This is a genomic window from Streptomyces sp. NPDC107521, from assembly GCF_055598485.1.
The window spans coordinates 77,113-102,990 of sequence record NZ_JBVKAT010000016.1; the positions used below are offsets into that span (position 1 = coordinate 77,113).

The 25,878-nt window shown below is 75.5% G+C and carries 20 protein-coding genes; 10 read left to right on the plus strand and 10 right to left on the minus strand.

Annotated elements, in window-relative coordinates; genetic code table 11:
- Positions 1–282: 282 nt before the first annotated feature.
- From ACZ7LB_RS22895 to ACZ7LB_RS22905, 3 genes are read left to right on the plus strand one after another with little or no spacing between them, the layout of a single operon-like run.
- Complete coding sequence (locus ACZ7LB_RS22895) at positions 283–906, plus strand: toxin (protein ID WP_161224023.1); 624 nt, start codon at positions 283–285, stop codon at positions 904–906.
- Positions 906–2,081, plus strand: a complete 1,176-nt coding sequence (locus tag ACZ7LB_RS22900; RefSeq protein ID WP_471470709.1) for an MAB_1171c family putative transporter — start codon at positions 906–908, stop codon at positions 2,079–2,081. Before ACZ7LB_RS22895 ends, ACZ7LB_RS22900 begins: the two co-directional genes overlap by 1 nt.
- Before the next feature lie 6 nt (positions 2,082–2,087).
- The gene (locus ACZ7LB_RS22905) at positions 2,088–3,479 is read left to right on the plus strand and encodes an NAD(P)/FAD-dependent oxidoreductase (protein WP_471470710.1); all 1,392 of its coding nucleotides are present in this window, start codon (positions 2,088–2,090) and stop codon (positions 3,477–3,479) included.
- A 183-nt stretch (positions 3,480–3,662) separates the two neighbouring features.
- Here the strand turns inward: ACZ7LB_RS22905 and ACZ7LB_RS22910 are convergent, their stop codons facing one another.
- From ACZ7LB_RS22910 to kbpA, 3 genes are all read right to left on the minus strand, one after another.
- Positions 3,663–4,265 (minus strand): hypothetical protein, encoded by a 603-nt coding sequence (locus ACZ7LB_RS22910; RefSeq protein ID WP_471470712.1) that lies wholly within the window; start codon positions 4,263–4,265, stop codon positions 3,663–3,665.
- A 225-nt stretch (positions 4,266–4,490) separates the two neighbouring features.
- Positions 4,491–6,845 carry a protein serine/threonine kinase AfsK gene (afsK, locus tag ACZ7LB_RS22915; protein ID WP_471470713.1) on the minus strand — a complete coding sequence of 785 codons (2,355 nt, stop codon included), beginning with the start codon at positions 6,843–6,845 and terminating at the stop codon, positions 4,491–4,493.
- A gap of 560 nt (positions 6,846–7,405) precedes the next feature.
- Positions 7,406–8,161: an AfsK-binding protein KbpA gene (gene kbpA, locus ACZ7LB_RS22920; protein WP_471470714.1), complete on the minus strand. Its 756-nt coding sequence runs from the start codon at positions 8,159–8,161 to the stop codon at positions 7,406–7,408.
- Between the two features lie 134 nt (positions 8,162–8,295).
- Between kbpA and ACZ7LB_RS22925 the strand changes: the two genes are divergently transcribed.
- The 4 genes from ACZ7LB_RS22925 (at position 8,296) to ACZ7LB_RS22940 (ending at position 12,854) form a co-directional block, all read left to right on the plus strand.
- Positions 8,296–8,931, plus strand: a complete 636-nt coding sequence (locus tag ACZ7LB_RS22925; RefSeq protein WP_161224057.1) for a TetR family transcriptional regulator — start codon at positions 8,296–8,298, stop codon at positions 8,929–8,931.
- A 244-nt stretch (positions 8,932–9,175) separates the two neighbouring features.
- Complete coding sequence (locus ACZ7LB_RS22930) at positions 9,176–9,601, plus strand: pyridoxamine 5'-phosphate oxidase family protein (RefSeq protein WP_471470715.1); 426 nt, start codon at positions 9,176–9,178, stop codon at positions 9,599–9,601.
- A gap of 69 nt (positions 9,602–9,670) precedes the next feature.
- Positions 9,671–10,336, plus strand: coding sequence for a pyridoxine/pyridoxamine 5'-phosphate oxidase (locus tag ACZ7LB_RS22935; protein ID WP_471470717.1), 666 nt, complete (start codon positions 9,671–9,673; stop codon positions 10,334–10,336).
- 1,336 nt (positions 10,337–11,672) lie between these two features.
- Entirely contained in the window at positions 11,673–12,854 is a 1,182-nt protein-coding gene (locus ACZ7LB_RS22940) for a flavin-containing monooxygenase (RefSeq protein ID WP_471470718.1), read from the plus strand.
- 810 nt (positions 12,855–13,664) lie between these two features.
- Here the strand turns inward: ACZ7LB_RS22940 and ACZ7LB_RS22945 are convergent.
- From ACZ7LB_RS22945 to ACZ7LB_RS22955, 3 genes are all read right to left on the minus strand, one after another.
- Complete coding sequence (locus tag ACZ7LB_RS22945; RefSeq protein ID WP_471470720.1) at positions 13,665–14,195, minus strand: ATP-binding protein; 531 nt, start codon at positions 14,193–14,195, stop codon at positions 13,665–13,667.
- A 723-nt stretch (positions 14,196–14,918) separates the two neighbouring features.
- Entirely contained in the window at positions 14,919–15,425 is a 507-nt protein-coding gene (locus ACZ7LB_RS22950) for an EF-hand domain-containing protein (protein WP_161224056.1), read from the minus strand.
- Between the two features lie 83 nt (positions 15,426–15,508).
- Complete coding sequence (locus ACZ7LB_RS22955; RefSeq protein ID WP_161224013.1) at positions 15,509–15,889, minus strand: STAS domain-containing protein; 381 nt, start codon at positions 15,887–15,889, stop codon at positions 15,509–15,511.
- Positions 15,890–16,358: 469 nt separating this feature from the next.
- Between ACZ7LB_RS22955 and ACZ7LB_RS22960 the strand changes: the two genes are divergently transcribed.
- Complete coding sequence (locus ACZ7LB_RS22960; protein ID WP_471470838.1) at positions 16,359–16,901, plus strand: sigma-70 family RNA polymerase sigma factor; 543 nt, start codon at positions 16,359–16,361, stop codon at positions 16,899–16,901.
- The gene (locus ACZ7LB_RS22965) at positions 16,898–18,325 is read left to right on the plus strand and encodes an anti-sigma factor family protein (RefSeq protein ID WP_471470722.1); all 1,428 of its coding nucleotides are present in this window, start codon (positions 16,898–16,900) and stop codon (positions 18,323–18,325) included. Before ACZ7LB_RS22960 ends, ACZ7LB_RS22965 begins: the two co-directional genes overlap by 4 nt.
- Positions 18,326–18,590: 265 nt before the next feature.
- Here ACZ7LB_RS22965 and purU read toward each other — a convergent pair whose 3' ends face one another.
- Together purU and ACZ7LB_RS22975 are read right to left on the minus strand one after the other, a co-directional pair.
- A complete protein-coding gene (purU, locus tag ACZ7LB_RS22970; RefSeq protein ID WP_471470723.1) occupies positions 18,591–19,472 on the minus strand; it encodes a formyltetrahydrofolate deformylase in 882 nt (293 codons plus the stop codon).
- 46 nt (positions 19,473–19,518) lie between these two features.
- A complete protein-coding gene (locus tag ACZ7LB_RS22975) occupies positions 19,519–20,019 on the minus strand; it encodes an SCO4402 family protein (protein WP_471470725.1) in 501 nt (166 codons plus the stop codon).
- A gap of 117 nt (positions 20,020–20,136) precedes the next feature.
- On the opposite strand from ACZ7LB_RS22975, the gene ACZ7LB_RS22980 reads away from it, so the two are divergent.
- On the plus strand, positions 20,137–21,534 hold the full coding sequence (locus ACZ7LB_RS22980) for an ABC transporter substrate-binding protein (protein WP_471470727.1): 1,398 nt from the start codon (positions 20,137–20,139) through the stop codon (positions 21,532–21,534).
- 576 nt (positions 21,535–22,110) lie between these two features.
- Here ACZ7LB_RS22980 and ACZ7LB_RS22985 read toward each other — a convergent pair.
- Both ACZ7LB_RS22985 and ACZ7LB_RS22990 read right to left on the minus strand, forming a co-directional pair.
- Positions 22,111–24,021 carry a hypothetical protein gene (locus ACZ7LB_RS22985; protein WP_471470728.1) on the minus strand — a complete coding sequence of 637 codons (1,911 nt, stop codon included), beginning with the start codon at positions 24,019–24,021 and terminating at the stop codon, positions 22,111–22,113.
- Positions 24,022–24,222: 201 nt separating this feature from the next.
- The gene (locus ACZ7LB_RS22990; protein ID WP_471470730.1) at positions 24,223–25,608 is read right to left on the minus strand and encodes a transcriptional regulator; all 1,386 of its coding nucleotides are present in this window, start codon (positions 25,606–25,608) and stop codon (positions 24,223–24,225) included.
- Positions 25,609–25,878 lie beyond the last annotated feature (270 nt).

A 25,878-nucleotide genomic window follows, 5' to 3' on the forward strand; every position in this document is an offset into this window, starting at 1 on the left:
GGGACCGCCGTGGGCGCGCCGGCCGGCCGCCCCGGGAGCACCCGGTCGGGGGACCGGGCCCGGGGCGGCCGGCCGGAGGGGGGAACCGCCGGGAGGGCCGCCGGGGGCCGCTCGGGGGAGCGGCCGAGGGGGGCCGCCCGGGGGGCCGCCCGGGGGGTGCGTTTCCGGCCAACCTTTGGCGTCAAGAGTTCGAAGCACTCGAACTGGCACCCCCGGCGGCTCTACCGTCGTGTCCTGTCAAGGACGCCACGTCGGTGACGCCCGGGAGGGAGAATCCGGCCGATGAGCCCGCGCGCGATGAAGTCGCTGCTCTCCGCCCTCGCCGAGGAGGCCGCCGCGTCGGTCCCCCGGCCCGCGGAGGCCAAGGCGGTCATGCGGGCGTTCTGCCGTGCCATGAGCACCCGCGCGGGACGCCCCGTGGAACTGGTCTTCCGGGCCTTCCCGCCCGACATCCCGGTCTCCGGGATGCTGCTGGACCTCGGGGACCGCTCCGTCATCGTCGTCGAGGAACGCACCGTGCCCGAGGCCCAGCTCGTGATCCTCGGCCATGAGCTCTGGCACGAGGAGCAGGGCGGCTGCGGCCACCACGTCGCCGGACTGCCCGCCGCCGCGCGGGCCATGACGCCCACCGGGCAGGCCCTCACGCCCGAGGCGCTGCGCCGCGCCGCCGAGCACATCCTGGCGGAGGAGGCGGTCGAGGTGCCCCGCGAGGCCCTGGTCGCCGTCGCCGCCCGCGCCGACTCCGCGGACGAGCACGAGGTCGATGCGGAAACGTTCGGCCTGCTGTTCGGACGCGAGGTCCGCACCTGGGTGCACGGCCGCTACGCCGAGGGACCCGTCTCCCCGGCGACCGTGGAGGGCCGGATGAACCTGTCGCTGACCAACCGGGGCGGACGCCTGCTCTGATGGGCTTCCCCCACATCCCCTACGCGCTGCCCACCACCCTGCTGGCCCTGGCCGTCCTGCTGAAGCTGCCGACCTTCGTCCGGGCCTGGCGCAACCCCGAGGTGCGGGCCACCACCGTGCTGCTGGCCTGCGCCACCCTGGTGCTGGTCGTCATCACCCCCGTCAACATCGAGCGGCTCAACCACTGGACGGGCGTCCCCAACTTCGCCTCGCCCTGGGCCTACTCCTTCCTCACCGCCTCCGGCGCCACCGGCCTCACCATGATCATGCGCTGGCGGGAGCCGCCCTCGGAGCGCCGCCGCCGCGCCACCCTCCGGGTCTACTGGGTCTACGCGGGCATCGTCGTCGGCCTCTGGGTCACCTTCCTGCTGGCCGACGTGCCCGAACCGCGCATCTACGACCTGGACACCTACTACGCGGGCACCCCCTGGATGCGCGAGCACATCCTGCTCTACATCAGCGCCCACGCGGTGACCGGCGTCGTCGCCACCCGGATGCTCCGGCAGTGGTACCCCGCCGTCGGCGACCGCTGGGTCAAGTCCGGCGTCGTCCTGCTGCTCAGCGGCTTCGCCTCCGGGCTGGGCTTCGACGTGGCCAAGCTGCTCGCCGTCGGCGCCCGCTGGACCGGCACCGACTGGGACGTCCTGAGCACCCGGGTCGCGCCGCCGTTCGCGCTGCTCCAGGCGTCCCTGATGGCCGCCGGGTTCATCGTCCCGCAGGCCGGGCCCGCCCTGCGCAACACCCTGCGCGACCAGCGGGAGTACCGGCGGCTGCGCCCCCTCTGGCGGGAGTTGCGGGTCCTCGCCCCGGCGGCGGCGCAGGCCCGGTTCGGCTTCTGGGTGCCGCTGGACCTGCGGGTCCTCCAGCGCCAGCAGCGCATCCACGACGCCCTGCGGCTGCTCGCGCCCTACTTCCCCCACGACGTCCACGCGCGGGCCCTGGCCGAGGCGCGGGCCCGGCACGACGACGGCCGGGCCCGCGACCTGGCCGGCGCCGTCGCCCTGCGCGACGCCATCGACGCCTACACGGCCGGGATCCCCGCGAGCGGCCGTGGACAGCCTGTGGGCATCGGGCCGGACGTCAGCGATCATGTCGGCACCATCTCGCTCGCCCTCCGCCGACGGCGCGCCATCGCCACCATCCGCCAGCGGGTGGCCGTAAAGAAAGCGGCGTGAACGCCCATGCCTGACACCCCAGTCGTCCACCGGCCGCGCGCCGTCGTCATCGGCGCCAGCGCGGCCGGGCTCTTCGCCGCCGCCGTGCTCACCGAGTTCGCCGAGGTCACCGTCGTCGAGCGGGACGCGCTGCCCGAGGGGCCCGACCCGCGCCGGGGCGTGCCCCAGGCCCGCCACGCGCACCTGGTGTGGAGCGGCGGCGTACGGGCCCTGCGGGACCTGCTGCCCGGGCTGGTCGAGGACGTGGTCTGCCGGGGCGGCCGGCTCGTCCACATCATGGGCGACATGGTGTCCCGGGCGCCCAACGAGGTGTGGTTCCGCCGCTTCCTGGCGACCGGTCACCACAACCTGGTCTGCTCCCGCGACCTGCTGGACTCCGTGGTCCGCGACCACGTGGTCAAGGACGCCCGGATCACCCTGCTCCAGGAGGGCTCGGCGCTCGCCCTGGAGGGCACCGCCGGGCGGGTCACCGGCGTCCTGGTGCGCACCGGTGACGAGGAGCGCGTCCTCGGCGCCGACCTCGTCGTGGACGCCTCCGGGCGCGGCTCGCGCGCCCCGCACTGGCTGACCGACCTGGGGCTCCCCCTGGTCACGGAACGGGAGGTGGACGCCGGGCTCACCTACGCCACCCGGCTCTACCGCTCCCCCGCCGACGGCGACTTCCCCCTGATCAACGTGCAGGCCAACCCGGCCAAGGCGCCCGGACAGGGCGGCGTCATCCTGCCCGTCGAGGGCAACCGCTGGGTCGTCACGCTGGGCGGCACCCGGGGCGGCGAACCCACCGGCGACCCCGGTGCCTTCGTGCCCTTCGCGCTCGGCCTGTCCGATCCGCTCATCGGCGAACTGCTCCGCGACGCCGAGCCGTTGGGCGACGTCGCCGTCACCCGCAGCACCGCCAACCGGCGGCGCTACTACGAGAAGCTGAAGCGCTGGCCCGACGGCTTCACCGTCGTCGGCGACGCCGTCGCCGGCTACAACCCCGTCTACGGGCACGGCCTGACCGTCGCCGCGCAGAGCGCCCTCGCCCTGCGCGGGGTGCTGCGCCGCCGGGGGATCACCGCGCCCGGCACCGCCCGCGCCCTCCAACGGGCCACCGCCCGCCCGGTCTCCGGGGCCTGGGGACTGGCGGTCGGGCAGGACGCGTTCTACCCGGGCGCCGCCGAGACGCCCCCCACGGCGGCGGAGCGGTTCCTCGCCCGCTATGTCGACCGGGCCGTCTCCACCGGCGCCCGCAGTCCGCGCGCCATGGGGGCGCTGCTGGACGTGATGAGCATGGAGCGTCCGCCGACGCGGCTGTTCTCGGCGGACATGCTGGTGCCGATGCTGTTCGGGCCCAAGCGGCCGCCGCTGGACGGCCCGCCGATCACCGAGGAGGAGCGCCGGGCGGCCCTGCGCTGACACCGGCCGGGCCCGCGGGGGCCGTTCCGGCGCGGGTCGCCGCCACTCCGGCGGGGTCCCCTTCGTCGGCGCCGGCCCTGTCGCCGTCGCTGCCGCCGTCGTCGCTGTCGCCGCCGCCGTCGCCGTCCCGGCGGCGCCCCGCCCCGTCGTCCCGGCGGCACTCCCCCGCGCCGCCGGGTCCGCTCACGCCTCCGGGAGGGGCCGGGAGTCCTCGATCTCGCAGTGGTCGGGCTTCTCGCCGGGCGTCGCGGTCGCCGCGTCGAACTCCAGGCGCACGGTGGCGACCTCACCGGCCGGGACGGTGGCCTCCCCGGACACCTCCTGGATGGTGGTGTCCCCGGCGTTCCGGAAGAGCACGGTGACGGTGAAGGTCCGTTCGCCGCCGTTGGGGTTGGTGACCTCGACGGTGGCGTACGGGTCCTCGTCGCTCGCGCAGCTCACCAGCTCGACCGTGGCGGGGCTCAGGCCGCTGTCCCCGCCGCCGCTTCCGCCGCCCCGGTCGTCGTCGTCGCGGTCGGCGCCGTAACCGTTGCCGTTGCCGTTGCCGTTGCCATAGCCGTTGCCGCCGTAGCCACCGGTGCCGTCGTCATCGTCGTCCTCCTTGTAAGCGCCGCCGCCCGACGAGGAGGAGCCGTCGTGGTCCTGGCTGCCGCTGCTGCATCCGCCCCCGCCGTCGTGACCACCGCCGTGACCGCCGCCGTGGCGGCCCGTCGTGAAGCCCGTCAGGCAGAGCACCACCAGCGCCGAGACCGCGGTGAACCTGAGCGTCCGTCCCCGTTTCCTCATGCGTTCACGCTAGGCAACACCTGTCACGAGCACGTCACCAAGGGGCCACGGGCGTGCGGGAGCGGAACCGGGGGGGCGCGCCGCCCGGTCCTGGGGCCCAGGCGGACGGGCGGGCCGGGGCCCGGGCAGGGCCGGCTGGGGCGGGCGCCGGGCCGGGCGAGCGCCGGCGGTGGGCGCTGGGCCGTACGGGTGCCGACGGTGGGGCGGGCCGTGCGGGTGCCGGCGTCAGGCCGTGCGGGCCGTGCCCGTCCCCTTCTCCGCGTCCAGCGCGTACACGCAGCGGTCCTTGCTGCAGGCGTACACGATCCCGTCGCGCACCACCGGTGACCCGGTGATCTCGCCGCCGGTCGCCAGCTTCCAGCGCAGCCGCCCGTCGTCGGCCTTCAGGGTGTACAGCAGGTGGTCGGTGGAGCCGAAGTGGATGCGGCCCGCCGCCACCGCCGGGGCGCCGACGATGTCGCCGCCCGCCTGGAAGCGCCACTTGGGCGTGCCCGTCACCGCGTCCAGGGTGTACAGGCCCTTGCCGCTGCCCACGTGCACATGGCCCCCGGCGACCAGCACCGGATCGGTCCCGGAGCGGGCCTCGGTCGCGATCCGCCAGCGGTCGCGGCCGTCGGTGGCGTCCAGGGCGTAGACCGTGCCCAGGTAGTCGGCCAGGTACACCCCGCCGCCGGTCACCGCCGGGCCGGGGACGAAGGCGGGCGGCGAGAGGAAGACCGCCGGGGCCTCGAAGTGCCAGCGGACGTGGCCGGTGGCGACGTCCAGGGCGAGCGCCCGGGTCCCGGCGGCGACGTACACGTAGCCGTCGGGCGCGCGGGTCACGCGGACCGGCACCCCTCCGCAGGAGGCGGCGTCCCCGATCGGGTACGTCCAGCGCTCCTCGCCGGTACGGGCGTCCAGGGCGCGCAGCCGGGCGTCCTGCCAGAGGTACACCGTGCCGTCGTGGACGGTGGCGCCCGCCTCCGGGGTCTCGAAGTCGGTCTGGGCCCCGGTGACCTCCCAGAGCTTCTGCCCGTTCGACGCCTCCCACGCCTGCACCCCGCCGCCCCGGGTGGCGGTGACGACGGTGCCCCGGTCCGCCTGGAGCGAGTACACCCAGGCGTCCGTCTGCACCCGCCACAGGTCGGCGCCCTCACGGGCGTCCAGCGCGAAGAGGGTGGGCCCGTCGGAGGCGTGGATACGGCCGTCCGCGACCGCCATCGACCAGGCCACGTCCCGCGTCTTGAAGCGGCGGCGGCCGGTGGCCACGTCCAGGGCGTGCACCTCGAAGGAGGTGACGTAGACCAGGTCCTCGGCGACCGACGGCGTGCCCCACACGTCGTTGGACATGCGGAACCGCCAGGGCCGCCAGCCCGGCGCCGCCGCCTCCGGGGCGGGCGCGGGCACCGGCGGCGGCACGGCCGGGTCGGCGCCGGGCGCCCCCGGGCGCGGCCGGGACCAGGAGGCGGCCAGCGCGGCCTCCGGCGGGGGCGCCGCGACGGCCGCGGCGCGCATGTCCGCGACGCGCGGCCCCGGGCCGATCGGCACCGACACCCCGGCCAGCCGCACCGGCCCGGTGTCCGGGGCGCCGAGGGGCGCGGGCACCGGCGGCGCCGTGACGGGGGGCTCGGGCCGGGGCGGCGGCGCCGTGCGCCCTCCCCCGGGACCGCGTCCGCCCGGCTGGCCGTCGGGACGAGGAGCGGGGCGTCCGCCGCGGCGCGCCTCGATCAGGCCGACGGCCTCCTCGGGCAGCCAGGCGGAGGCCGTGCCGCTGTCGTCGGAGCCGGAACCGAACAGGTGCGGGGCGAGCTGGGCCTGGAGGTCCGCCGGGTTGGGCCGGGCGGTGGCCTCCATCTGCATGCAGGACTCGATCAGCGGCAGCAGTTCGTCCGGCAGCCCCTCCAGGTCGGGGACCTCGCGCAGCAGCATGAAGACCGTCTCGACCGGGTTGGCGCCGTGGAACGGGGGGTGCCCGGTGGCGGCGAACACCAGCATCGAGCCGAGCGAGAACACGTCACTGGCGCCGGTGACGCTGCGCGAGTCCTTCGCCTGCTCCGGCGACATGTAGGCGGGGGTGCCCACGGCGACGTTCGTCATGGTCAGCCGGGTGTTGGAGACACCGGAGGCGATCCCGAAGTCGATCACCCGGGGGCCGTCCTCGACGACCAGGACGTTGGACGGCTTGAGGTCGCGGTGGACCAGTCCGGCGCCGTGGATGGACTGGAGCGCCTCGGCGACACCCGCCGCCAGCCAGCGCACCGCCTGGGCCGGGAGCGGCCCGCACTCACTCACTATCTCCTCGAGCGAGGGCGCGGGCACGTACGCGGTGGCCAGCCACGGCACGGCGGCCCGGGGATCGGCGTCGACCACGGCGGCCGTGTAGAAGCCGGAGACCGCGCGGGCCGCCTCCACCTCGCGCGTGAAGCGGACCCGGAACAGCTGGTCCTCGGCCAGCTCCGTCCGGACCGTCTTGATCGCCACGCGGCGGCCGGAGGCCGAACGCGCGAGATAGACCAGCCCCATGCCGCCGGCCCCGAGCCGGCCCAGCACCTCGAACGGCCCGATCCGCCGCGGATCGTGCTGCGTCAGCTGATCCACCACTTGCCTGCCACCTCCCCGTACGAGCCGCGCCACCATATGTGTACGCGGCCGAAGTGCAGCGTCTCACCACCGCACCGCCGTGGCGGCACGCACCCCGATTGTTCCTGCCCGAAGCTCTGGTGGCGAACCTGGGGACAATCGGGGTGTCTCGTGGTAATCCCGGGCGAACGGTGGGACCGCACGGGGCGCTCGGAGGCACTCACGGGCGGCTTCGGGGCGCTTTTCGGGGGCTTCCGGGCGCTTTCGGGGGCCGTCCTGGGCCGATACGGGTGATCTTGTGCGACTGCGGGCGACTTTGACGCGTTCCGGGACGGGGGTCGGCGGGGCGCGGGAGCGGTGGGCAAGGGTGATGGGCGGGGGTGGTTCCGGGGGTGGTTCCGGGGGTGGTTCCGGGGGGTGAACGACCGCCCCCGGGAGTGACCGGTCCGCAACCGGAAGGGGGACGGCCCGCGGGTGCCGCACGAGGGGGCCGCCGCACGGCGTCCGCCCGCTCGCGCCACCCCCGCCCCCGCTCCCGTACTCGCCGCCCGCGCGCCGCCCCGCTCCCGTCGCGCGGGTGCTCAGCGCTGGAGCAGCGCGAAGGACGCCCCCTGGTCGTCCGTGACCACGGCCACCCCGCCGTACGACGTCTCGAACGGCGGCACCTGCACCCGCCCGCCCAGCCGGGTCACCGTGCCGAGGTCGGCCTCGCAGTCCCGGGTCAGGAAGTGCACGAGGAAGTGCGGGGGCATCTCGGCGGGGAAGACGTCGACCACCGGGGCCCGCCCGAAGTCGGGATCGGCGTCCTCGCCGAACAGCGCCTCGTGGAAGAGTCCGCCGTAGAAGGTGTTCGCCTCCTCCGTGTCCCTGGTGTACAGCTCCGCCCAGGCGAAGGCGCCCGGCTCGTGCCGCCGCCCGAAGCCGGAGAAGCCGGAGGGCCCGCCACTGCCGGTCTCCCAGAGGGCGAAGACCGCGCCCTGCGGGTCGGCGACCAGGGCGGTGGTGCCCATCCCCGCCGTCGGCCGCGGCGGGACCACGATCTGCCCGCCGCCCGCCCGGACCCGCGCCGCCAGCGCCCCGGCGTCGTCGGCGGCGAAGTACACCGTCCACACGGTGGGCATCCGGCCGTCCGTCTTGGGCACCATCGCGGCGACGGGCTCACCGTCCAGCAGCGCCCGCACGGGGGTGCCGGAACCGCTCCCGGTGAACTCCCAACCGAACAATTCACCATAGAACCGCTTACCCGCACCGACGTCGGAGAGCTGCGCCTCCACCCAGCAGGGGACCCCTTCGGGGCAGGGCGGAGCCTTCCTTGGGGACGCACCGTTTTCGGCCATGTCGCCAAAGTAACCGCGAGGCCCGCACCGCGCAGACCAGGCACACCGTGCTCCACTCACCCGCACACCCCATTTGCAGTCGGCCGAATCGCGCTACCTCCGCCCGTCGGTAAGCTGACGGCATGACAGGACAAGTGCGTACCGTGGACGGCCGCGTGGCCGGTCAGCGAGGGCAGGCGACCCGGCAGAAACTGCTCGACTGCCTGAGCGACATGCTCAGCTCCTCTCCCTACCGGGACGTCAAGGTCATCGACGTCGCCCGGAAGGCGGGAACCTCCCCCGCGACCTTCTATCAGTACTTCCCCGACGTCGAGGGAGCCGTCCTGGAGCTGGCCGAGCACATGGCCGCCGAGAGCTCCGCGCTGGCCGACCTCACGGCCGACCGCTCCTGGGTCGGCAAGGCGGGCTGGCAGACGGCCCAGGAACTCGTCGACGGGTTCCTCGACTTCTGGCGCCGCAACGACGCGATCCTCCGGGTGATCGACCTGGGCGCGGCGGAGGGCGACAAGCGGTTCGCCAAGATCCGCACCCGGATCCTCAATTCGGTGCACTCCTCGCTCGCCGACGCCGTGGCCGAACTCCAGGCCAAGGGCCGGGTCGACAAGGACGTGAACCCCTCGGCGGCGGCCGGCGCGCTGGTCGTCATGCTCTCCGCCGTGGCCTCGCACCAGAAGAGCTTCTCGTCGTGGGGCGTGAAGCAGTCCGAACTCAAGCCGAGCCTGGCACTGCTGACCTACCTGGGCGTCACCGGCAAGAGGCCCACCAAGTAGCGCGTGCGCCCGGCGCAGCCCCGCGCCCGCACGCCGCTCCTTCGCCCTCCCGCCGTCCTCCCGGCTCCTCGCCGTGCCGGGCGCCGCGGTGGCCGTCGCCGCCCACGGGAACGCAGCAGCCTGTCATCCCTGCCGAACCCCCCACCGGCCGTCCGCCGCCCCACCGGGAATCACCGCGCCCTCGAACGGTGTTGTGAGGGACGTCCGCGTCGCGCCGACCCACGCCACCGCTGGAGGAATCCTCATGGCCCTGACCCGCGAAGAGCGCGAGACCTTCCTGGCCGAGCCCCACATCGCCGCCCTCTCGGTCGACGGGGGCCCCGGCCGCGCCCCGCTGACCGTGCCCATCTGGTACCAGTACGCGCCCGGGGGCGAGGTGTGGATCCTCACCGGTGCCGACAGCCGCAAGAACCGGCTGATCCAGTCCGCCGGCCGGTTCTCCCTGATGATCGACCGCGTCGAACCGACCATCCGCTACGTCTCCGTGGAGGGACCCGTCATCGGCACCAGCCCCGCCGACGCGGCGCCCCTGCGCGAGATGGCCACGCGCTATCTGCCGGCCGAGAAGGTCGACGGCTACGTCGACTACGCCACCGCCGACCACGGCGACCAGGTCGTCATCCGGATGCGGCCCGAGCGCTGGGTGTCCTCCGACCTCGGAACGGTATGACGTATCCCGGACGGGTATGACATGGCGGAGTCCACCCGGCGGGGCCGCGAGCCGCGTGACAATCGGCCCATGCACACCGATCTTCACGAGCTGCTGAAGTCACTGCGCGTGTGGGACCCGGCGGTCACCGAACTGGCCCCCTTCGACCCGGCCACCGCGCCCGACGACCCCCTTCCCCTGTTCGCCCGGTGGTTCACCGACGCCGTGGCCGCCGGGCAGACCGAGCCGCACACCATGTCCCTCGCCACGGCGGACGCGGACGGCTGGCCGGACGTACGGATCGTGATGCTGCACGGCGCGGACTCCGACGGCTGGTCCTTCGCCACCCACGCCGACAGCCGCAAGGGCCGCCACCTCATCGCCCGCCCCTACGCCGCGCTCGCCTTCTACTGGCCGGTGCTGGGCCGGCAGGTGCGGGTGCGCGGTCCGGTCGCCGTGGCCCCGTCCCCGGAGGGTCAGGCCGACCTGCACGCCCGCTCCATCGGCGCGCTGGCCGCCGCGCTGACGGGACGGCAGAGCGCCACCCTGGGCTCGGTGGACGAACTGGCCCGCGCCTCCACCGCCGCCTGGGAACGCGCCCAGCGCGAACCGGACGCCCCCGTCCCCTCCTGGACGCTCTACCACCTGCGCCCCGACGAGGTGGAGTTCTTCCAGGGCGACGCCCAGCGCCGCCACGTACGACTCACCTACCGCCGCACGGAGTCGGGATGGGGAACCCACCTGCTGTGGCCCTGATGCGGGGCGACGAGCCGGGTGCGGTACGGGGTGGAGCGCGACACCGGTTCGAGAGGAGCGGGAAGGGAGCAGGAGGGGAGCAGGAAGGGTCAGCGCGAGGTGGCGCGTACGGCGGAGGCGGGCACGACCGGACGAGGCCGGGAGCCAAGGCGGGCACGGTGACGACGCGGGGGCGGAGGCGGGCACGGCGGAACGAGGCGGGGGGCGGAGGTGTCACCGAAATCCGTGAACACCGAGGGCAACAATGTTCACCACATCCGCAACGCCCCCAGGCGGCCCGGAACCCACCGACGTGAACAGTGCTCGCAACCGTGAGCGACGCTCACACAAGAGCAGCGCTCGCAGAGAAGAGCAGCGCTCACCGAACCGAGCAGTGCTCACCGAGGCGGACAGCGTTCACCACCGCGGACACCGCTCGCCATCATGAGCAGCGCTCGCACGGCAGCGGCATCCCCAAATGTGAGCAGCGCTCACTCAAGAGGCCACCGCTCACTGGCGAGACCAGCGCTCACTGAAGCGAGCAGCGCTCACCGGTCCGGCGGGAACAGTGCTCTCCAACGGGAGCGGCGCTCACTAATGGGACCAGCACTCCCCCAGGGGCCGGTACCCAGTAGCGGGACGGTACGCAGTAGTGGGGCCGACGCCCAGTCACGGGCCGGCACCCAGTCACAGGCCGACGCCCAGTCACGGACCGGCGCCCAGCAATGGGGCCAGTGCTCACAAAAGGGAGCAGCGCTCGCCTGGAGGGCCAGCGCTCTCCAATGAGGTCGGTGCTCACTGTTGGAAGCAGCGTCCACCAAAGCGAGCACCGCTCACCAAGAGAAGCAGTGCTCACGGAACTATCGGCGCTCACCGAAGAGGACGGCGCTCACCGCAGCGAACACCGCTCACCAAGAGAAGCGGTGCTCACCAAGCCGTGCTCACCAAGTGGTGATCACCAAAACGAACGATGCGCGCCAGAAAGAGCAGCGCTCACCGAAAACCCCGTCGACCCGGCACCCCAGCCCCGCCCCGCCCCCGGTCCGAGAAGAAGAGAGCGGCGTTCACAAAGGGGAGCAGCGCTCGTCGACAGAAGCGCCGCTCACCCGAGAGAACGGCGCTCACCGACGAAGGCGGTGCTCACCAGAGCGAATGGTGCACACCGGAGAGAGCAGCGCACGCGGCGGAGAGCGATGCACTCCCGAGAGAGCGGCGCTCCCCGGGGTGAGCACCGCTCCGGAATCCCGCCTCCCCCACCCTCACCCACCGCCGTGAGCGCCGGGTTTCGTGACCGATCCGCAACCGATTCCGGCCTTGACCGATACCCATCAAGCGCCCGCGAGATTACGCTCACGGCATGCACGACTCCACCCCGCCCGCCGGGGCGCGCCCCGTCTATGTCATCGGCGGCGGTCCCGGCGGCCTCGCCGTCGCCCACGCGCTCCGTACGCGGGGCGTACGCGCCGTCGTCCTGGAGCGGACCGGAAGTGTCGGTTCCTCCTGGCGCCGCCACTACGACCGGCTGCGCCTGCACACCACCCGGCGCAAGTCCTCCCTCCCCGGTCTGCCGATGCCGCGCCGCTTCGGCCGTTGGCCGGCCCGGGACGACGTGGTGCGGTACCTGGAGAAGTACGCCGAGCACCACAAGCTGGAGATCGTCACCGGGGTCGAGGTCTCGCGGGTCGAGCGGGCGCCCGACGGGAAGGGCTGGCTGCTGCGGGCCACCGGCGGGCGGGAGTTGACGGGTGCGGCGGTGGTGGTGGCCACCGGGTACAACCACACGCCGTACGTCCCCGGCTGGGCGGGGCGGGAGGAGTACGCGGGCGAGTTCCGGCACGCCGCCGAGTACCGGGAGCCGTCCCCCTACGCCGGGCGGGACGTACTGGTCGTGGGGGTGGGCAACACCGGGGCGGAGATCGCCGTGGACCTGATGGAGGGCGGTGCCTCCCGGGTCCGGCTGGCGGTGCGGACGGCGCCGAACATCATGCGGCGGACGACCGTCGGGTGGCCCACGCAGTACTCGGGGATCCTGTGCCGTCGGCTGCCGGCGGCGCTGATGGACCGGGTCGCACGGCAGTTGGCCCGGGTCAGTGTGCCCGACCTGTCGGAGTACGGGCTGCGAAGACCGGAGGCGGGACCCTTCCGCCGGGTGGCGGCGGGGTCGGTGCCGGTGCTGGACGTCGGCCTGGTCGACGCGGTGCGCTCGGGCCGGGTGGAGGTGGTGACCGCGGTGGAGGGCTTCGAGGGCGGCGGGGTGCTGCTCGCGGACGGTGCCCGGATCACCCCGGACGCGGTGATCGCGGCGACCGGTTACCGCCGGGGCCTGGAGGACCTCGTGGGCCACCTCCGGGTGCTGGGGTCCGACGGCCGCCCCCTGGTGCGCGGGCGGCGCACGCCGTCCAACGCGCCCGGCCTCTACTTCACCGGGTTCACCAACCCCATCAGCGGCATGCTCCGCGAACTCTCCCTGGACGCCGAGAAGATCGCCGGTGCGATAGCCAAGGCCCACGCCTCCGAGGTGTCCCGGCTGGCCATCTGAGACGGCCGCGGGAGGCCCGGTGCGACCCAGGATGCGGTGCGGTGCGGTGCGTCAACAGTGCCACATTCCCAGAGCCGTTCCCGGAGCCGGCCCTCAGAGCCGTTCCCAACTCGGTGCGTGCCGCCGCGTCCGACGCCGCTCGCGGCTTCCGCCGCACCGGGCGTTCCGCCGGACACCGTCAAGGGGCGGCGCGGGCACCCCGCCTCCCCGTGCTCCGACGGCCCACGGCCCCGCTCATCCGGCGGTCCGGCAATTCCATTCATCCGGCGGGCCATGGAGCCGTGAGCAGACGCCCCGGCACCCCGCCGCTTCAGCCCGCCCGACTCGGGCCCGGCCCGGCCCGGTCCGCGCCCGTGGCGCGTACTCGTCGGACATACCGGACCGAGGACGCGGGCACCCGGCGACCGCACCCACCGCACCCACCGCACCGTGCCGTGCCGTGCCAGCGGGGCCGGAGTTGTCCACACCCTGTGGACAACAATCGCCCGCCCTCGGGATTCATCGGTCGGCGGCGCGGCGTTGTCCGCCCCGAGCCCGGCATCGCGCGCCGCCACCCGACTCCGGCGTTCCCGCCCCGGCCCCCGCCCGCAGGCAGGGGGGAGCCGACGCCGAATCACGACCCACACTCGCCGAGGGCCCCGTCACCGAGCCCTCGCCGTCCCCTCGCGGCGAATCGCTCGTCCAAGGGTGAAGAACCGGTCACGAGCCGTCAACAGGGCCTCGGGGATGTGCCGCGTATGCCCTTTTCGTGATGGACGCGCACGGGGGCACGGCCCCGGCGCACCCTTCGGCCCGCATGCCGCGCGTGCGTCACACCGCCTCGTACGCCAGCCCCTCGTAGGCCACGACTCCCCCGCCGGGGCACGGGGGCGGGGCGGGCGGGCGCCCGGCGCAGGGGTCCAGCTCGCACCAGATGCGCTTGCCGCCGGCCTCCCGGCTCCAGCCCCAGCGGTCGGCCAGCCCGTCGACGAGGGCCAGACCCCGGCCGCCGGTCGCGTCGCCGTCCACACAGCGGGGCACGGGCACGAGGTCGCAGGAGTCGTCCACTTCCAGCCGGACCGGCAGGCCCGGGACGGCGCTCCCGACGAGTCCGGCGTTCCCGGCAGTCCCGGTCTCTCCGGCGACCGCCCCGGCCCCGGTCGCGGTGCCGGGCAGGCGGAGCCTCAGCACGGCGGGGCGTCCGGTGTGGACGACGGCGTTGGTGACGAGTTCGGAGACGAGCAGGATCAGGGTCTCGGCCAGCGGTTCATCGGCCCGTATCCCGCAACCGGCGAGCCGCGAACGGGCCCACCGTCGGGCTCGCCCCACTTCTGCGGGGTCGGGCCGGATATCCAGCTGCACTTGAAGCACCTGCACCGCTCACACCATCCGAACCGGCGGACACCGGGGCTCGCGCCCGACGGCGGCCACGATCGAAGCCATTTCCTGCATGGCCGGTACCACGGCCACGTCGGGGATCACGTACCGTGAATTCCCCGCAGGACAGCATGGTTGACGGTGCGTCACATCAACAAGGGCTTCGGGCATATTCCCGCGTGAAGGAGTACGCGTGCGGCATACTGTGCGACGCGCCGCCCGGGAAGTCGAACAGACGGTCCCCCAGGGCAGTTCAGCCGCGCGGGGAGGGGTGCGCACCCGCCGGTCGCGGGGCCGGGTCCGGCCGTGCGGACGCCGCGCGCCCACCGCGCCCCGCCCGCGTCGCCGGAACGCGGCCGACTCCGCGCCGTGACGGTCGGGGCCCGAGGTCCGGTCCGGCGATCATCCCGGAAGGTCACTCCGCGTCATATCCTTGCGCCACGATCGGTGACATGTACGGGTCGTGAAGGCGCATCGACAGGGGCGGGCACGGCCCGGCGGCCCTCGAAGGGAACGGCTCCGCCTCCCGGGCGGAGGTTCCGGCCGGACGGGCGCGGGGTGAGCACGCACCACGGAACCCCGTCACCACGCACTCCCGGCGCACCGTCTCCGCGCGCCCCCCGGAACCCCGTCACCGCGCACCCCCGGTGCACCGTCCCGGCGGCGGTCGGCCGCCGGGACGGTGCGGGCACATCTACTCGGGCACGGCTACTCGGGCACGGTGAAGTAGCGGGCGAACGCCGGGACGACGTCCGCCTCCCCGACCTCGCCGTCGCCGTCCGCGTCGAGCGCGGTGGCGACCGGCCGGGCCGTGTCCCCCGGCACGCCGAGGGCGGTGAGCCCGCGCGCCACGTCGGACACGGCGGCCCGGCCCCCGCCTCCGGCGAGGTCCAGGGCCGCGTGCAGGAAGGGGCGGGCGATCTCGGCGAACCGCTCGGGGTTGTCCCGCAGTCGCTTCACCGCCCCCGTGACGAACTCCTCGCGGGTGATGCGCTGGTCGCCGTCCCGGTCCGCGATGCCCGCCATGCCCTGCCAGAACGCCTCCGCTCCGGCGTAGAGGTTCTGCCCCCGCTCGGAGCGGGCGGCGGTGCCGAACTCGCCGAGCAGGGCCTTGGCCGCCGCGCTGAAGTCCTCGCGGTCGATCCACCCGTTGCCGTCCTGGTCGAAGGTGGCGAACCGCGCGGCGATCCTGTGCTCGTACTCGCTGCTGACCATGTCTCTCCTGGCCGCCTCATGGGTGACGTCGGTGCGTCCCGTTCGCCACGGAGCGTACGACGCCGGGGCCGCCGGGTGCGGCCCTATGCCGACAACGAGCGGGGACCCTCCCCCGTGGCGGAGGCCAGATCGGGGTACACGTCGAACAGCCTGCGCACCCCGAGCGCGCCGAGGACCCGGTTGACGTGGGAGCCGTCGACCGCTCCCTGGGCGGGCAGGATCAGCCGCAGCCGGCCCCGGCAGGAGCGTATGAGGCGCCGGGCCGCGATCAGGACGCCGACCCCGCTGGAGTCGCAGAACAGCACCTCGGAGAGGTCCAGCACGAGGCTGTGCCGCCCCTCGGCGACCGCGTCGTGCACCCGCTGCCGCAGCACCGGCGAGGTCGCCAGGTCCAGTTCGCCCGACACCTGGAGCACGGCCCAGTCGCCCCGCTCACCGCCGGTCACCTTGAACGCCACCACCATGCCCTTCATCCGTCGGTGCCCCAAGGAGCCGGAAACCCGGGGCCCCCGGGAACGGGCCCCCTGAGCGGAACCCCGGAGCCCGCGCCCGTGTTCCCCGGGCGCGCACCTGCCCACCGGCCGTTCCCACAAACGCCGGGGGGAAAACGGCCTCCGGCCGGAACAGGCTTGTTTCAGATGGTTTCGATCCCGTTCGATCGATTCCGGTCACACAGTGGAGGGTAGGCGTCCATTACCACCAGCGGTCCGCCGGGGGCGCGCATTGCGCAAAAGGGGCGTGTACGGCACGCGGTGACGACTACATTCGTGGTGACGGTGGCCGCGCACCGGGCACCGGGACGACAGGGGTGGGAGGCCCGGCATGGCGCAGAGCGAGCGGGGAGCACCGCGGGACCCCGGGGCGGCCCCGGGCGGCGGGGACGGACCCGGCGGACCGGGGCGGGGCGGGTCGCCGTGGCCCTGGGACCGGGTGATGCGGCAGCGGCTGGCGCGCGGCGAGGCGGCGGCCCTGGGGGAGCTGTACGACAGGTTCGGCTCGCTGGTGCACGGGCTGGCGCACCGCGTCCTGGACGACGACGAGGCCGCCGACCGCCTCACCCGTGAGGTCTTCACCCATGTCTGGCAGCATCCGGACACCTACGACCCCCGGCGGAGCCCGCTGCGCTCCTGGATCGCGGACCTGACCCGCCGCATGGCCGTGCGGCGGCTGCGGGCCACCGAGACGGCGGCGCTGGCCGGCGGCGGCCCCGGCACGGCCGAGGACGTGGAGCGCACGGTGCGCGCGGCGGCGGTGGCCGCCCGCGCCGACTACATCGTCCAGTCGATGCCCGCCCCGCTGCGCGCCGCCCTGGAACTGGCGCATTTCCAGCGCCGGGACTACCGGCAGACCGCCGCCGACCTCGGGGTGAGCGACGACGAGGCGCGCCGTCGGCTGCGCCTCGGGCTGCAACTGCTGTCCACCGCCCGGAACGCCGCGGCCCCCGGCGCCCCGCCCGGCTACGGTGGGGCCGCGTGAGCGGCGCACACGGCGCGCGGGGCGCGGACGACGAGCACGGCACGCCGGGCACGCACGGCGCACGGGACGGGCGCGGCGGCCCCGAGGGGACGGCCTCGGCGCCGCGCATACCACTGCCCCGGGCGCCCGCGGAGAACGGGGCGGGCCCGGCGCACGGCGAGCGGCGGGCGCCCGCGGCACCCCCGGCACCCCCGGCACCCCCGGCACCCCCGGCACCCCCGGCACCCCCGGCACCCCCGGCGGAGTATCCCGTGCCGGATCACCACCACCTGACCTCCCTGCTCGGCGCCTGGGCGCTGGCCGCCTGCTCCCCCGGGGAGACGGCGGCCGTCGAGGAGCACCTCGGGGAGTGCCCGTCCTGCGCGGAGGAGGCCCGGCGGCTGCGGGAGGCGGTGGGGCTGCTGCGGCGCCCGGAGACCCTGGACCCGGACCCCGCGCTGCGCGCCCGCGTCCTGAGCGGCTGCCTGGAGCGGCGCCCGCCGCGGGTCCCGGTGCCCGGCTGGGCCGCGCCGTACGACGCCGAGACGGCGCGGCTGGACGCGCTGCTCCAGGACATCGGTGATGCCGAGTGGCACGCGCCGGTGCGGCTGCGCTGGTTCACGGCGGACGGCGGGACCAGCCGCCGGACGACCGTCGCCGGGGTGCTGGGGCATCTGCTGAGCGTCGACGGGCTGGTCGCGGTCGCGCTGGGGCTGCCCGACCCGCTGGGCGGCGGGCACGCGCCGCCCCCGGCCCCGGCCGGCCGCACCGAGGCGTACTGGGACGCCGCGCGGTCCGCGCGGGAGGGCGCCGGGGAGGCCCGCGCGGCCCGCGACCGCGCCGGGCGCGCCCCTTCGGCCGGCGCGGTGCGCGACCCGTGGCGCGAGCAGTCCCACGGCATCGTCCGCACCGTGTCGGCCACCGGCGGCGGAGGCGGCGCGGAGGGCGGGGCGCCGGTCTCCTACGGCGACTTCACGCTGCCGCTGCGGGACGCGTTGCTGGACCGGGCGTTCGAGTGCTGGGTGCACGCGCAGGACATCGCGGAGGCGGTGCACTACCCCTACCGGCCGCCCGCGCCGCCCCATCTGCACCGCATGATCGACCTGGCCGCCCGGATGCTCCCGGAGGCGCTGGCGGAGCGCCGCCGGTCGGGGCTGGCCGGGCCGGGCTCCGGGGCGCTCCCGGCGGCGGCGGGGGCGCCGGGGCGCAGTCTGCGGCTGGAGATCGAGGGGCTGGGCGGCGGCGAGTGGCTGATCCCGCTGGACGATCCGGGGCCTGCGGGCTCCGCCGGGCGGGAGGTGGCCCATGTCGCCCTGGACGACGTGGAGTTCTGCCATCTGGCGGCGGGCCGGGTGGCGCCAGTGGAGGCGGCGGCGGGGCAGACCGGGGACCGCGAGGCGATCAGGGACGTCCTGTTCGCGACGGCGAGCCTGAGCCGGATGTAGGGGCGGGCGCGGGCGCCGGTCACGCCGCAGGACGCGGCCGCCCGGTGCGGGCCGGGTGCCGGCGGGACGGACGCCGGGAAGCGGGAGCACGGCGGGCCCGAGCCCCCGTGCCGCCCCGGCCCGGGACACGCACGCCGGGTCGGGCACGCTCCCGGGCGCGGAACCGTGCTCCCGGGCACGCCGCGCCCCGGGCACGGGAAGTCCCGAACGCCCCGGAGCCCCCGGCACGCCCGGGGCCGGCGCCTGACCCCGGCACGCCCCGGGCTCAGGCGAAGACCACCGTGCGGCGCCCGTTGAGCAGGATGCGCCGCTCCGCGTGCCACTTCACGGCCCGCGCCAGCGCCTGGCACTCCACGTCCCGGCCGACGGCGACCAGCTGGTCGGGGGTGACGTCGTGGCCGACCCGCTCGACCTCCTGCTCGATGATCGGGCCCTCGTCGAGGTCGGCCGTCACGTAGTGCGCCGTGGCGCCGATCAGCTTCACTCCCCGGGCGTGCGCCTGGTGGTAGGGCTTGGCGCCCTTGAAGCTCGGCAGGAAGGAGTGGTGGATGTTGATGATCCGGCCGCTGAGCTGCTTGCACAGGTCGTCGGAGAGGACCTGCATGTACCGGGCGAGGACGACGAGTTCGACGTCCTCCTCGCGGACGATCTCCAGCAGCCGGGCCTCCGCCTCCGCCTTGGTGTCCCGCGTGACGGGGATGTGGTGGAAGGGGATGCCGTAGGACCCGACCAGCTCGGCGTAGTCGGTGTGGTTGGAGACGACGGCGGCGATGTCGACCGGCAGCGCGCCCGACCGGGCCCGGAAGAGCAGGTCGTTCAGGCAGTGCCCGAAGCGGCTCACCATCAGCACGACGCGCATGCGGTGGTCGGCCCGGTTGATCTGCCAGTCCATGTGGAAGGAGTCGCCGATGGCGGCGAAGCTGGCGCGCAGCTTGTCCACGGTCACCGGCGCCTCGGCCGAGAAGTGGACGCGCATGAAGAACAGCCCGGTGTCGTGGTCCCCGAACTGCTGGCTGTCCTCGATGTTGCAGCCGGTCATGAACAGGTAGCTCGACACGGCGTGCACGATGCCCTGCTTGTCGGGGCTGGACAGGGTGAGGACGTACTGCGCGGCCTGGGCGGCGGACGGGGCGGACTGCTCGTTCATGCCGGACAGGGTCCCATACCCGGTCCCGGCGGCGGGGTCCGTTCCGTCAGACGGACCGGGTCATCAGGGAGAGCGCCTCCAGGCTGCGGGGCTCCGCGTCCGGGTCCTCCCCGTCGCTGGCGGCCAGCCGCACGTGCGCGTCCCGGGCCGCCCGTATCGCCTCGGGCCAGTCCGCGTGCTCGAGGTAGGCGGCGACCGGCGCGTCCGGGCCGACCTGGTGCATGATCCGCAGCACCCGCAGCACCGCGGTGTCGACGAGGGCCGCCTCCTGCGAGTCGCGGAAGATCGTGCCGACGTACTTCTCGGCGGACCAGTGGTCCAGCCAGGTGTCCTCCACCAGCCGGTAGACCGCGTCGGTGACGTCACCGTAGCCGGGAGTGCCGGCCAGCCAGACCTCGCGCTGGAAGCCGGGCGCGGAGAGCATGTGGAGCGCGGAGCGCACCTGGCTGCGCCAGCGCCACCACGGCATGTCGTTGAGTGGCATGCCGTCCATGGTGGAGGAGCGACGGCCACGACGGGAAGTGTTCTCCGAACCCTGCACGGTCATCGATCGTACGTTCCCCTTCACCAGAACCCCATTCGCCCCCGCAATTCACGCCGGTGTCACCACGCGTTGACCGGGGGTCACTTCCAGGTTATCCGCGTGACGGAATCGTGCGTGACCATGACCGGCAGTCGACGCACGCGCAGCACCTTCCTCCGCGACCGTTCGGGGCCCCGCGGACCCCTCGGCCCCCTCGGACCCCGGAGCCCCCTCGGCCGCCCCGGGCGTTCCGGGCGTTCGGGTCGTTCGGGTCGTTCGGGGCGAGTCCGTTCCGGCACGCTCGCCGCGGGCGCGCTGCTGGCGTGTGTCTCGCTGACGGCCGGCTGCGGGGTGGTCCCCGGTGCCACGGGGGGCGGCGGGAACGCCCCGGTCACCGTCATGACCTGGGCCCCGGAGAAGACCGGCGCCACCAACAAGCCCGGCATGCCCGCCCTCGCCCTCGCCTTCGCCCGCTGGACCAACGCCCACGGCGGGCTGAACGGCCGCCCGCTCAACGTCCTGACCTGCAACGAGCGCAACGACAGCGTGAGCGCCGCGAAGTGCGCCCGGCGCGCGGTGGAGGAGGGGGCCGTCGCGGTCGTCGGCTCCTACAGCCAGTACCCCGACTCCTTCATGACGGTGCTGGAGGGCGCCGGCATCCCCTACATCGGCGGCTACGGCGTCACCGGCGCGGAGTTCACCAGCCCCCTGTCCTACCCGGTCAACGGGGGCCAGCCGACGCTGCTGGCGGGGCTCGGCGACGCGCTCGCCCGCGACTGCGGGCCGGTCGCGCTGATCCGCCCGGACACCCTCGCCGGGGACCGGCTGCCCGCGCTGCTGGACTCCGGGCTGACCACGGGCGGGCACGGTCCGGCCCACGACGAGCGCGCCGCCGAGGACGCCACCGCCTACGACCACCAGGCGGAGCAGGCGCTGCGCCGCACGACGGACGGGGCGCGGCGGCCGGGCTGCGTGGTCCCGGTGCTCGGGGACCGCACGGTCACCTTCATGGACTCCTTCCGCCGGGCCGGGCGGGACCGCCCCGGGGTGCGGACGGCGACGGTGCTGGGAAGCGCCGACCAGACGGCGGTCAACGCCTCCGGGGGCGCGTCCGGGCCGTACGAGGGGTCGTACATCGCGGGGTGGTACCCGGTGGTGAGCGATCCGCGCTGGGAGGGGATGAAGCGGGTGATCCGGGAGCAGGCGTTCGGCGACAACGCGGTCGACCCGGCGGACGCCGGGGTGCAGACGACGTGGATCGCGTACAGCGTGCTCAGGGAGGCCGTCGAATCGCTCGACGGCGGTGAGGTGACCGCCCACGCCCTCACCCGCGCCCTCAACGACGGGCTGAAGATCGACACCGGCGGGCTGACCCCCACGCTGCGGTGGCGGTTCCAGGAGAGGCTGGCGGCCGTCGGCCTCCCCCGGCTGGTCAACACCGAGGTCACGTTGCAGGTCGTACGGGAGGGGAAGCTGGTCTCGGCGCGCGCGGAGACCCTCGACACGACCGCGATCCTGCGGGACGGCTACGCAGGCTGAGACGGCCGCCCGGACCGACGCCGGGCGCCCCTGGTACGCCCCGGGGCGGCACGGTACGGCCCGGCGGGCGACCCCGGCGGGCGACGGACCGTACGCCGGGCGCACCGGCCGCCACCCGCCCGGCGCACCGGTCCGTGCGCGGGCCCGGCGGGTGAACGGGCCGCCGGTACCCGGCCCACGACCCGGCGGGCGCGACGGGCGCGGGCCCGGGACCCTGGGCCGCCGACGGCCCCGGGAGCGGGGTGGCCCCCGGGCGCCCGGGGGCAGGGCGGGCACAGGAGCGCCCCGGAACCGGACGGGCACCCGGCCCCGGGGAACGGGGACGGAGACGGGGAACGGGGACGGTCGCCGGACGGCCCGGAACCGAGCCCCCCGCGCCGCACCGGAGCCGGAGGGCGCCGGCCCGCCCGAGGAGCCGGACAGTCACCGCCCCTCCCCGGGCCGGACGCGGGGCGGGAGCCGCCCCCGGGCACACGGGAGCCGGGCCGTCCCGCGCCGGGCGGAGCCGCCGGGGAGCCCCGGGGGATGCCGGGGCGGGGTCGGAGCTGGGCGGGCGGGGGCAGAGCTGGGTGGGGGTCAGAGCTGGGTGGGCTGGCGGGTGGTCAGCCCGTACTCCTTGGCGATCTCGTTCCAGAGCCCGGCGGCCTTGCCCTTCTCGGCGCTGGCGGTGCCGCTGGCCCGGTTGCCGGCCTGGGCCTGGTCGGTGGTGCGGGCCCGGCCCTTCTTGCAGCCCTTGCGCCCGGCCACCTGGTCGGCCCATGCCGCGTAGTGGTTGTCCGCCGAGGCGGAGGCCTGCCACGCCTTGGTGAGGGCGTCGGTCAGCTCGGCGTGCCGGGGCAGCCGGTCCACCGAGAGCTGTCCGAGGCCGGTGACCAGCCCGGTGCGCTGCTCGGCCGCCTCGCGCAGGTCCTTGGCGGCCTGGGGCAGGTTCTCGCAGGCCTGCACGTCGGACACGGCGCTGATCACCGTGGCCCGGCCGCTGCCGCTCTCCGCCAGCAGCTTGTCCAGGGCCTCGGCCTGCTGCCGCACGGGGTCGACGGTGGGCGAGGGGGACTCGGAGGGGGTGGCGGAGGGCTCGTCGGCCGCGGGGGGCGCCGTGGCGGCCACGGTCCGCCCCTCGCCCTTGTCACCCCCGCCTCCGCCGCCCAGCAGGGCACCGGCCCCGACCCCGACGACGGCGAGGCCGACGCCGACGGCCGCGATCAGCGGCACCTTGCTCCTGGAGCGCCCGCCGCCGGAGCGGGCCCCCGCGGCACGTCTCCGGCCGCCGCCGCCCGCCGGACCGCCGGGCCCGGGCGGGGCGTGGCCGCCGCGGGCCGCGGGGGGCGCCGGGGGCTCCTCGAAGCGGGGCATCTGCTGGGTGGCCGAGGCGGGGCCGTCCGCCCCCGGGCCGCTGCGGAAGAGGTTGTCGAACTCCGCCGGGGGCCGCGCCGGCTCCTCCTCCGCGCCCGGCCCGGCGCCGTACGGCGGCACGGGGCCGGGGCCGCCGGGGACCGGCGCGATGTACTGGGTGGCCTCGGCGTCCGGGCCGGGACCCGGGGCGGCGGGGTGCGCGTGCCCGGGGTGGTGCGCACCGCCGGGGGGCGCCGGGGGCGGCATCTCGGGCGGCAGGGCTCCCGGCCCGACGGGCGGTATGAGCTGGGTGGCCCCTTCGTCCGGTCCGGCGGGGACCGGGGGTATGTACTGGGTCGCCCCCTCGTCCGCTCCGGCGGGGACCGGCGGCAGGTACTGGGTGGCGCCCTCGTCGGCCCCGGGGAACCCGCCGGGCGGGCCGCCCGGACCGGGCGGTACGGCGCCGGGGGCGGGGTGCGCGGCGCCCTGGACCGGGGGCGGATAGCCGTAGCCGGGCTGCGCCGGACCGCCGGGCGGGCCCTGCTGGACGTGGGGGTAGCCGTAGGCGGGCTGTCCGGGGCCGCCGGGAGCGGAGCCGTGGAGGGCCGCCGGGTCCTGGCCGTGCGGCGGGTACGCCGGTCCGCCCTGCGGGTACGCCGGCCCCTGCGGGTACGCCTGCCCCGCGCCGTCGGCGTGCGCCTGCGGGCCCGGGGCGAAGCCCTGCCCGCCGGGCGGGAGCCCGTGGCCGCCGTCCGGGTACCCCGGGCCGTGGCCCTGCGGGCCGGCGGGGTGCGGCACGGTGCCGTAGGACGCCGGGTGGGGGGCCTCCGGGGGCAGCGGTCCCGGGCCGGAGGACGCCGGGCCCGCGCCCTCGCCGGGCCAGGAGGGGCCGGGCTCCGGCGCGCCCCAGCCCGGGGTGTCGGGCGGGGCGGGCCAGCTCTGGGCCGGGGGCGACTGCTGCTGCCCGGGGCCCCACGGCTGGTCCCACGCCTGGCCGCCGTGCGGCGCGGAGGCCGGGACGGGCGGGCCCGCGTAGGGGCCGCCGGGCCCGTCGGCGGGTCCCGGCAGTACGGGCTCACCGCCGTCCGAGGGCAGCACGATGCCTTCGCGCGCATGCCGCGCCGAGGGCTCCTCGCCCTGTCCACTCTGCGTCACCGGGACTCCTACGAATGGGGGATCTTCGGAATCGTCGGCTCACGCTACCGGGTCCCCGGAGCCCGCTGCCACGCCGCCCGGAACCCCGCCCCCTTCCCTGTGACGGCGGTAACAGAACCGGGCCGGGACACGCTGTTGATGCCCCCGCCCGCTCGTCACGGGCCCGTTCCCCGGGTGTTCACGCCCCCGCCGGACGGCCGGTCACGCGGCCGCCGCCAGCTCCAGCCGCGCCCCGAACTCCCGTACCACCGCCTCCTCCCGGTACGGCTCCAGCCGCTGCTGGAAGTCCTCCAGGTACTCGGCGCCCCGGTTGGAGCGCAGGGTCTCCAGCAGGTCGACGGCCTTCAGCGCGGTCTGGCAGGCATGTTCGACCTCGCGCTGCTGCACCTGCGCGGTGGCCAGCAGGACCAGGCCGATGGCCCGCCTGCGCACCCGGGACTCCGGATGTCCCGCCAGGGACTGCCGCGCGCACCGGGCCGCCGCCTCGGCCTGGCCGAGGTCCCGGTGGCAGTGGGCCAACTCGTCGGCCAGATAGGCCCCGTCGAAGTGGGCGATCCACACCGGGTCGTCCCCGGTGTCGGCCTCGGCCCGCTCCATCGCCCCGACGGCCCGTCCGGCGGCGGCCTCGGCGGCCCGCGCGTCCCCGAGCAGGGCGTGCCCGCGCGCCTCGGCGGCGTGGAACATCGACTCGGTGCGCGGGGTCACCCGGCCGCGGGTGCCCTCCTGGGCGGCGCGCGCCAACTGGGCGATCTCACGCGGGTTCCCGAGCTGCGCGGCCAGGTGGCTCATGGACGCGGCGAGCACATAGCCGCCGTAGCCGCGGTCCCCGGCGGCCTGGGCCAGCCGGAGGGACTGGATGTAGTACCGCTGGGCCAGGCCGGGCTGGCCGGTGTCGACGGCCATGTACCCGGCGAGTTCGGTCAATCGGGCGACCTCGGCGAACAACTCCCGTCCCACCGCCTCCCGGTAGGAGCCCGCGAGCAGCCCGGAGACGACGCTGTTGAGGTAGTGCACGACGACCGGGCGGACGTGGCCGCTGCCGTACTCGTGGTCCAGTTCGGCGAGGGACTGGGTCATCGACCGCACGGCGGACACGTCGGCCCGGCCGACGCGCGGTCCGGCGGCCCGCGACACCTGGGGGTCGGGCGTGGAGATCAGCCAGTCGCGGCTGGGCTCGACCAGCGCGGACGCGGCGACCGAGGAGCCTGCCAGGAAGTCCCGCCGCCCCACGTCGCTGCGCCACAGCTCGCAGACCTGCTCGATGGCCCCCAGCACCGTCGGCGAGAACTGGAGGCCGACCCCCGAGGCCAGGTTCTTGCCGTTGGCCATGCCGATCTCGTCGATCGTGACCGTCCGGCCGAGCTTGCGGCCCAGCGCCTCGGCGATGATCGCCGGTGCCCGGCCGCGCGGTTGCTGTCCGCGCAGCCAGCGCGCCACGGACGTCTTGTCGTACCGCAGGTCGAGCCCGTGCTCGACCCCGCACATGTTGACCCGGCGGGCGAGCCCGGCGTTCGAGCACCCCGCCTCCTGGATGAGCGCCTGCAGCCGTTCGTTCGGCTGCCGTGCCACGAGAGGCCTTGCGGCCATGGCGTAACCCCCATGCTGTCTCGGCGGAACCCTGCGATCCGACCGTGAGCATCACTGCCCCGTCGACGTGCCGACAATGCGAGCCTTGTGCATCTTGCACGGATTGCCGGGGTGACGGCGGCTTGCCGGCCCCAGGGCTGGTTACCCGGAGCGGGCCGGGGTTCCTCCCGCGCGCCCCCGGAGATGCACCCATGCGCCCCGGACACGGGACCGGTGCTCCACCCCCGCGCGTCCCGCTCCGTAACCCCCGGTGATCACGGGGAGTTGGGC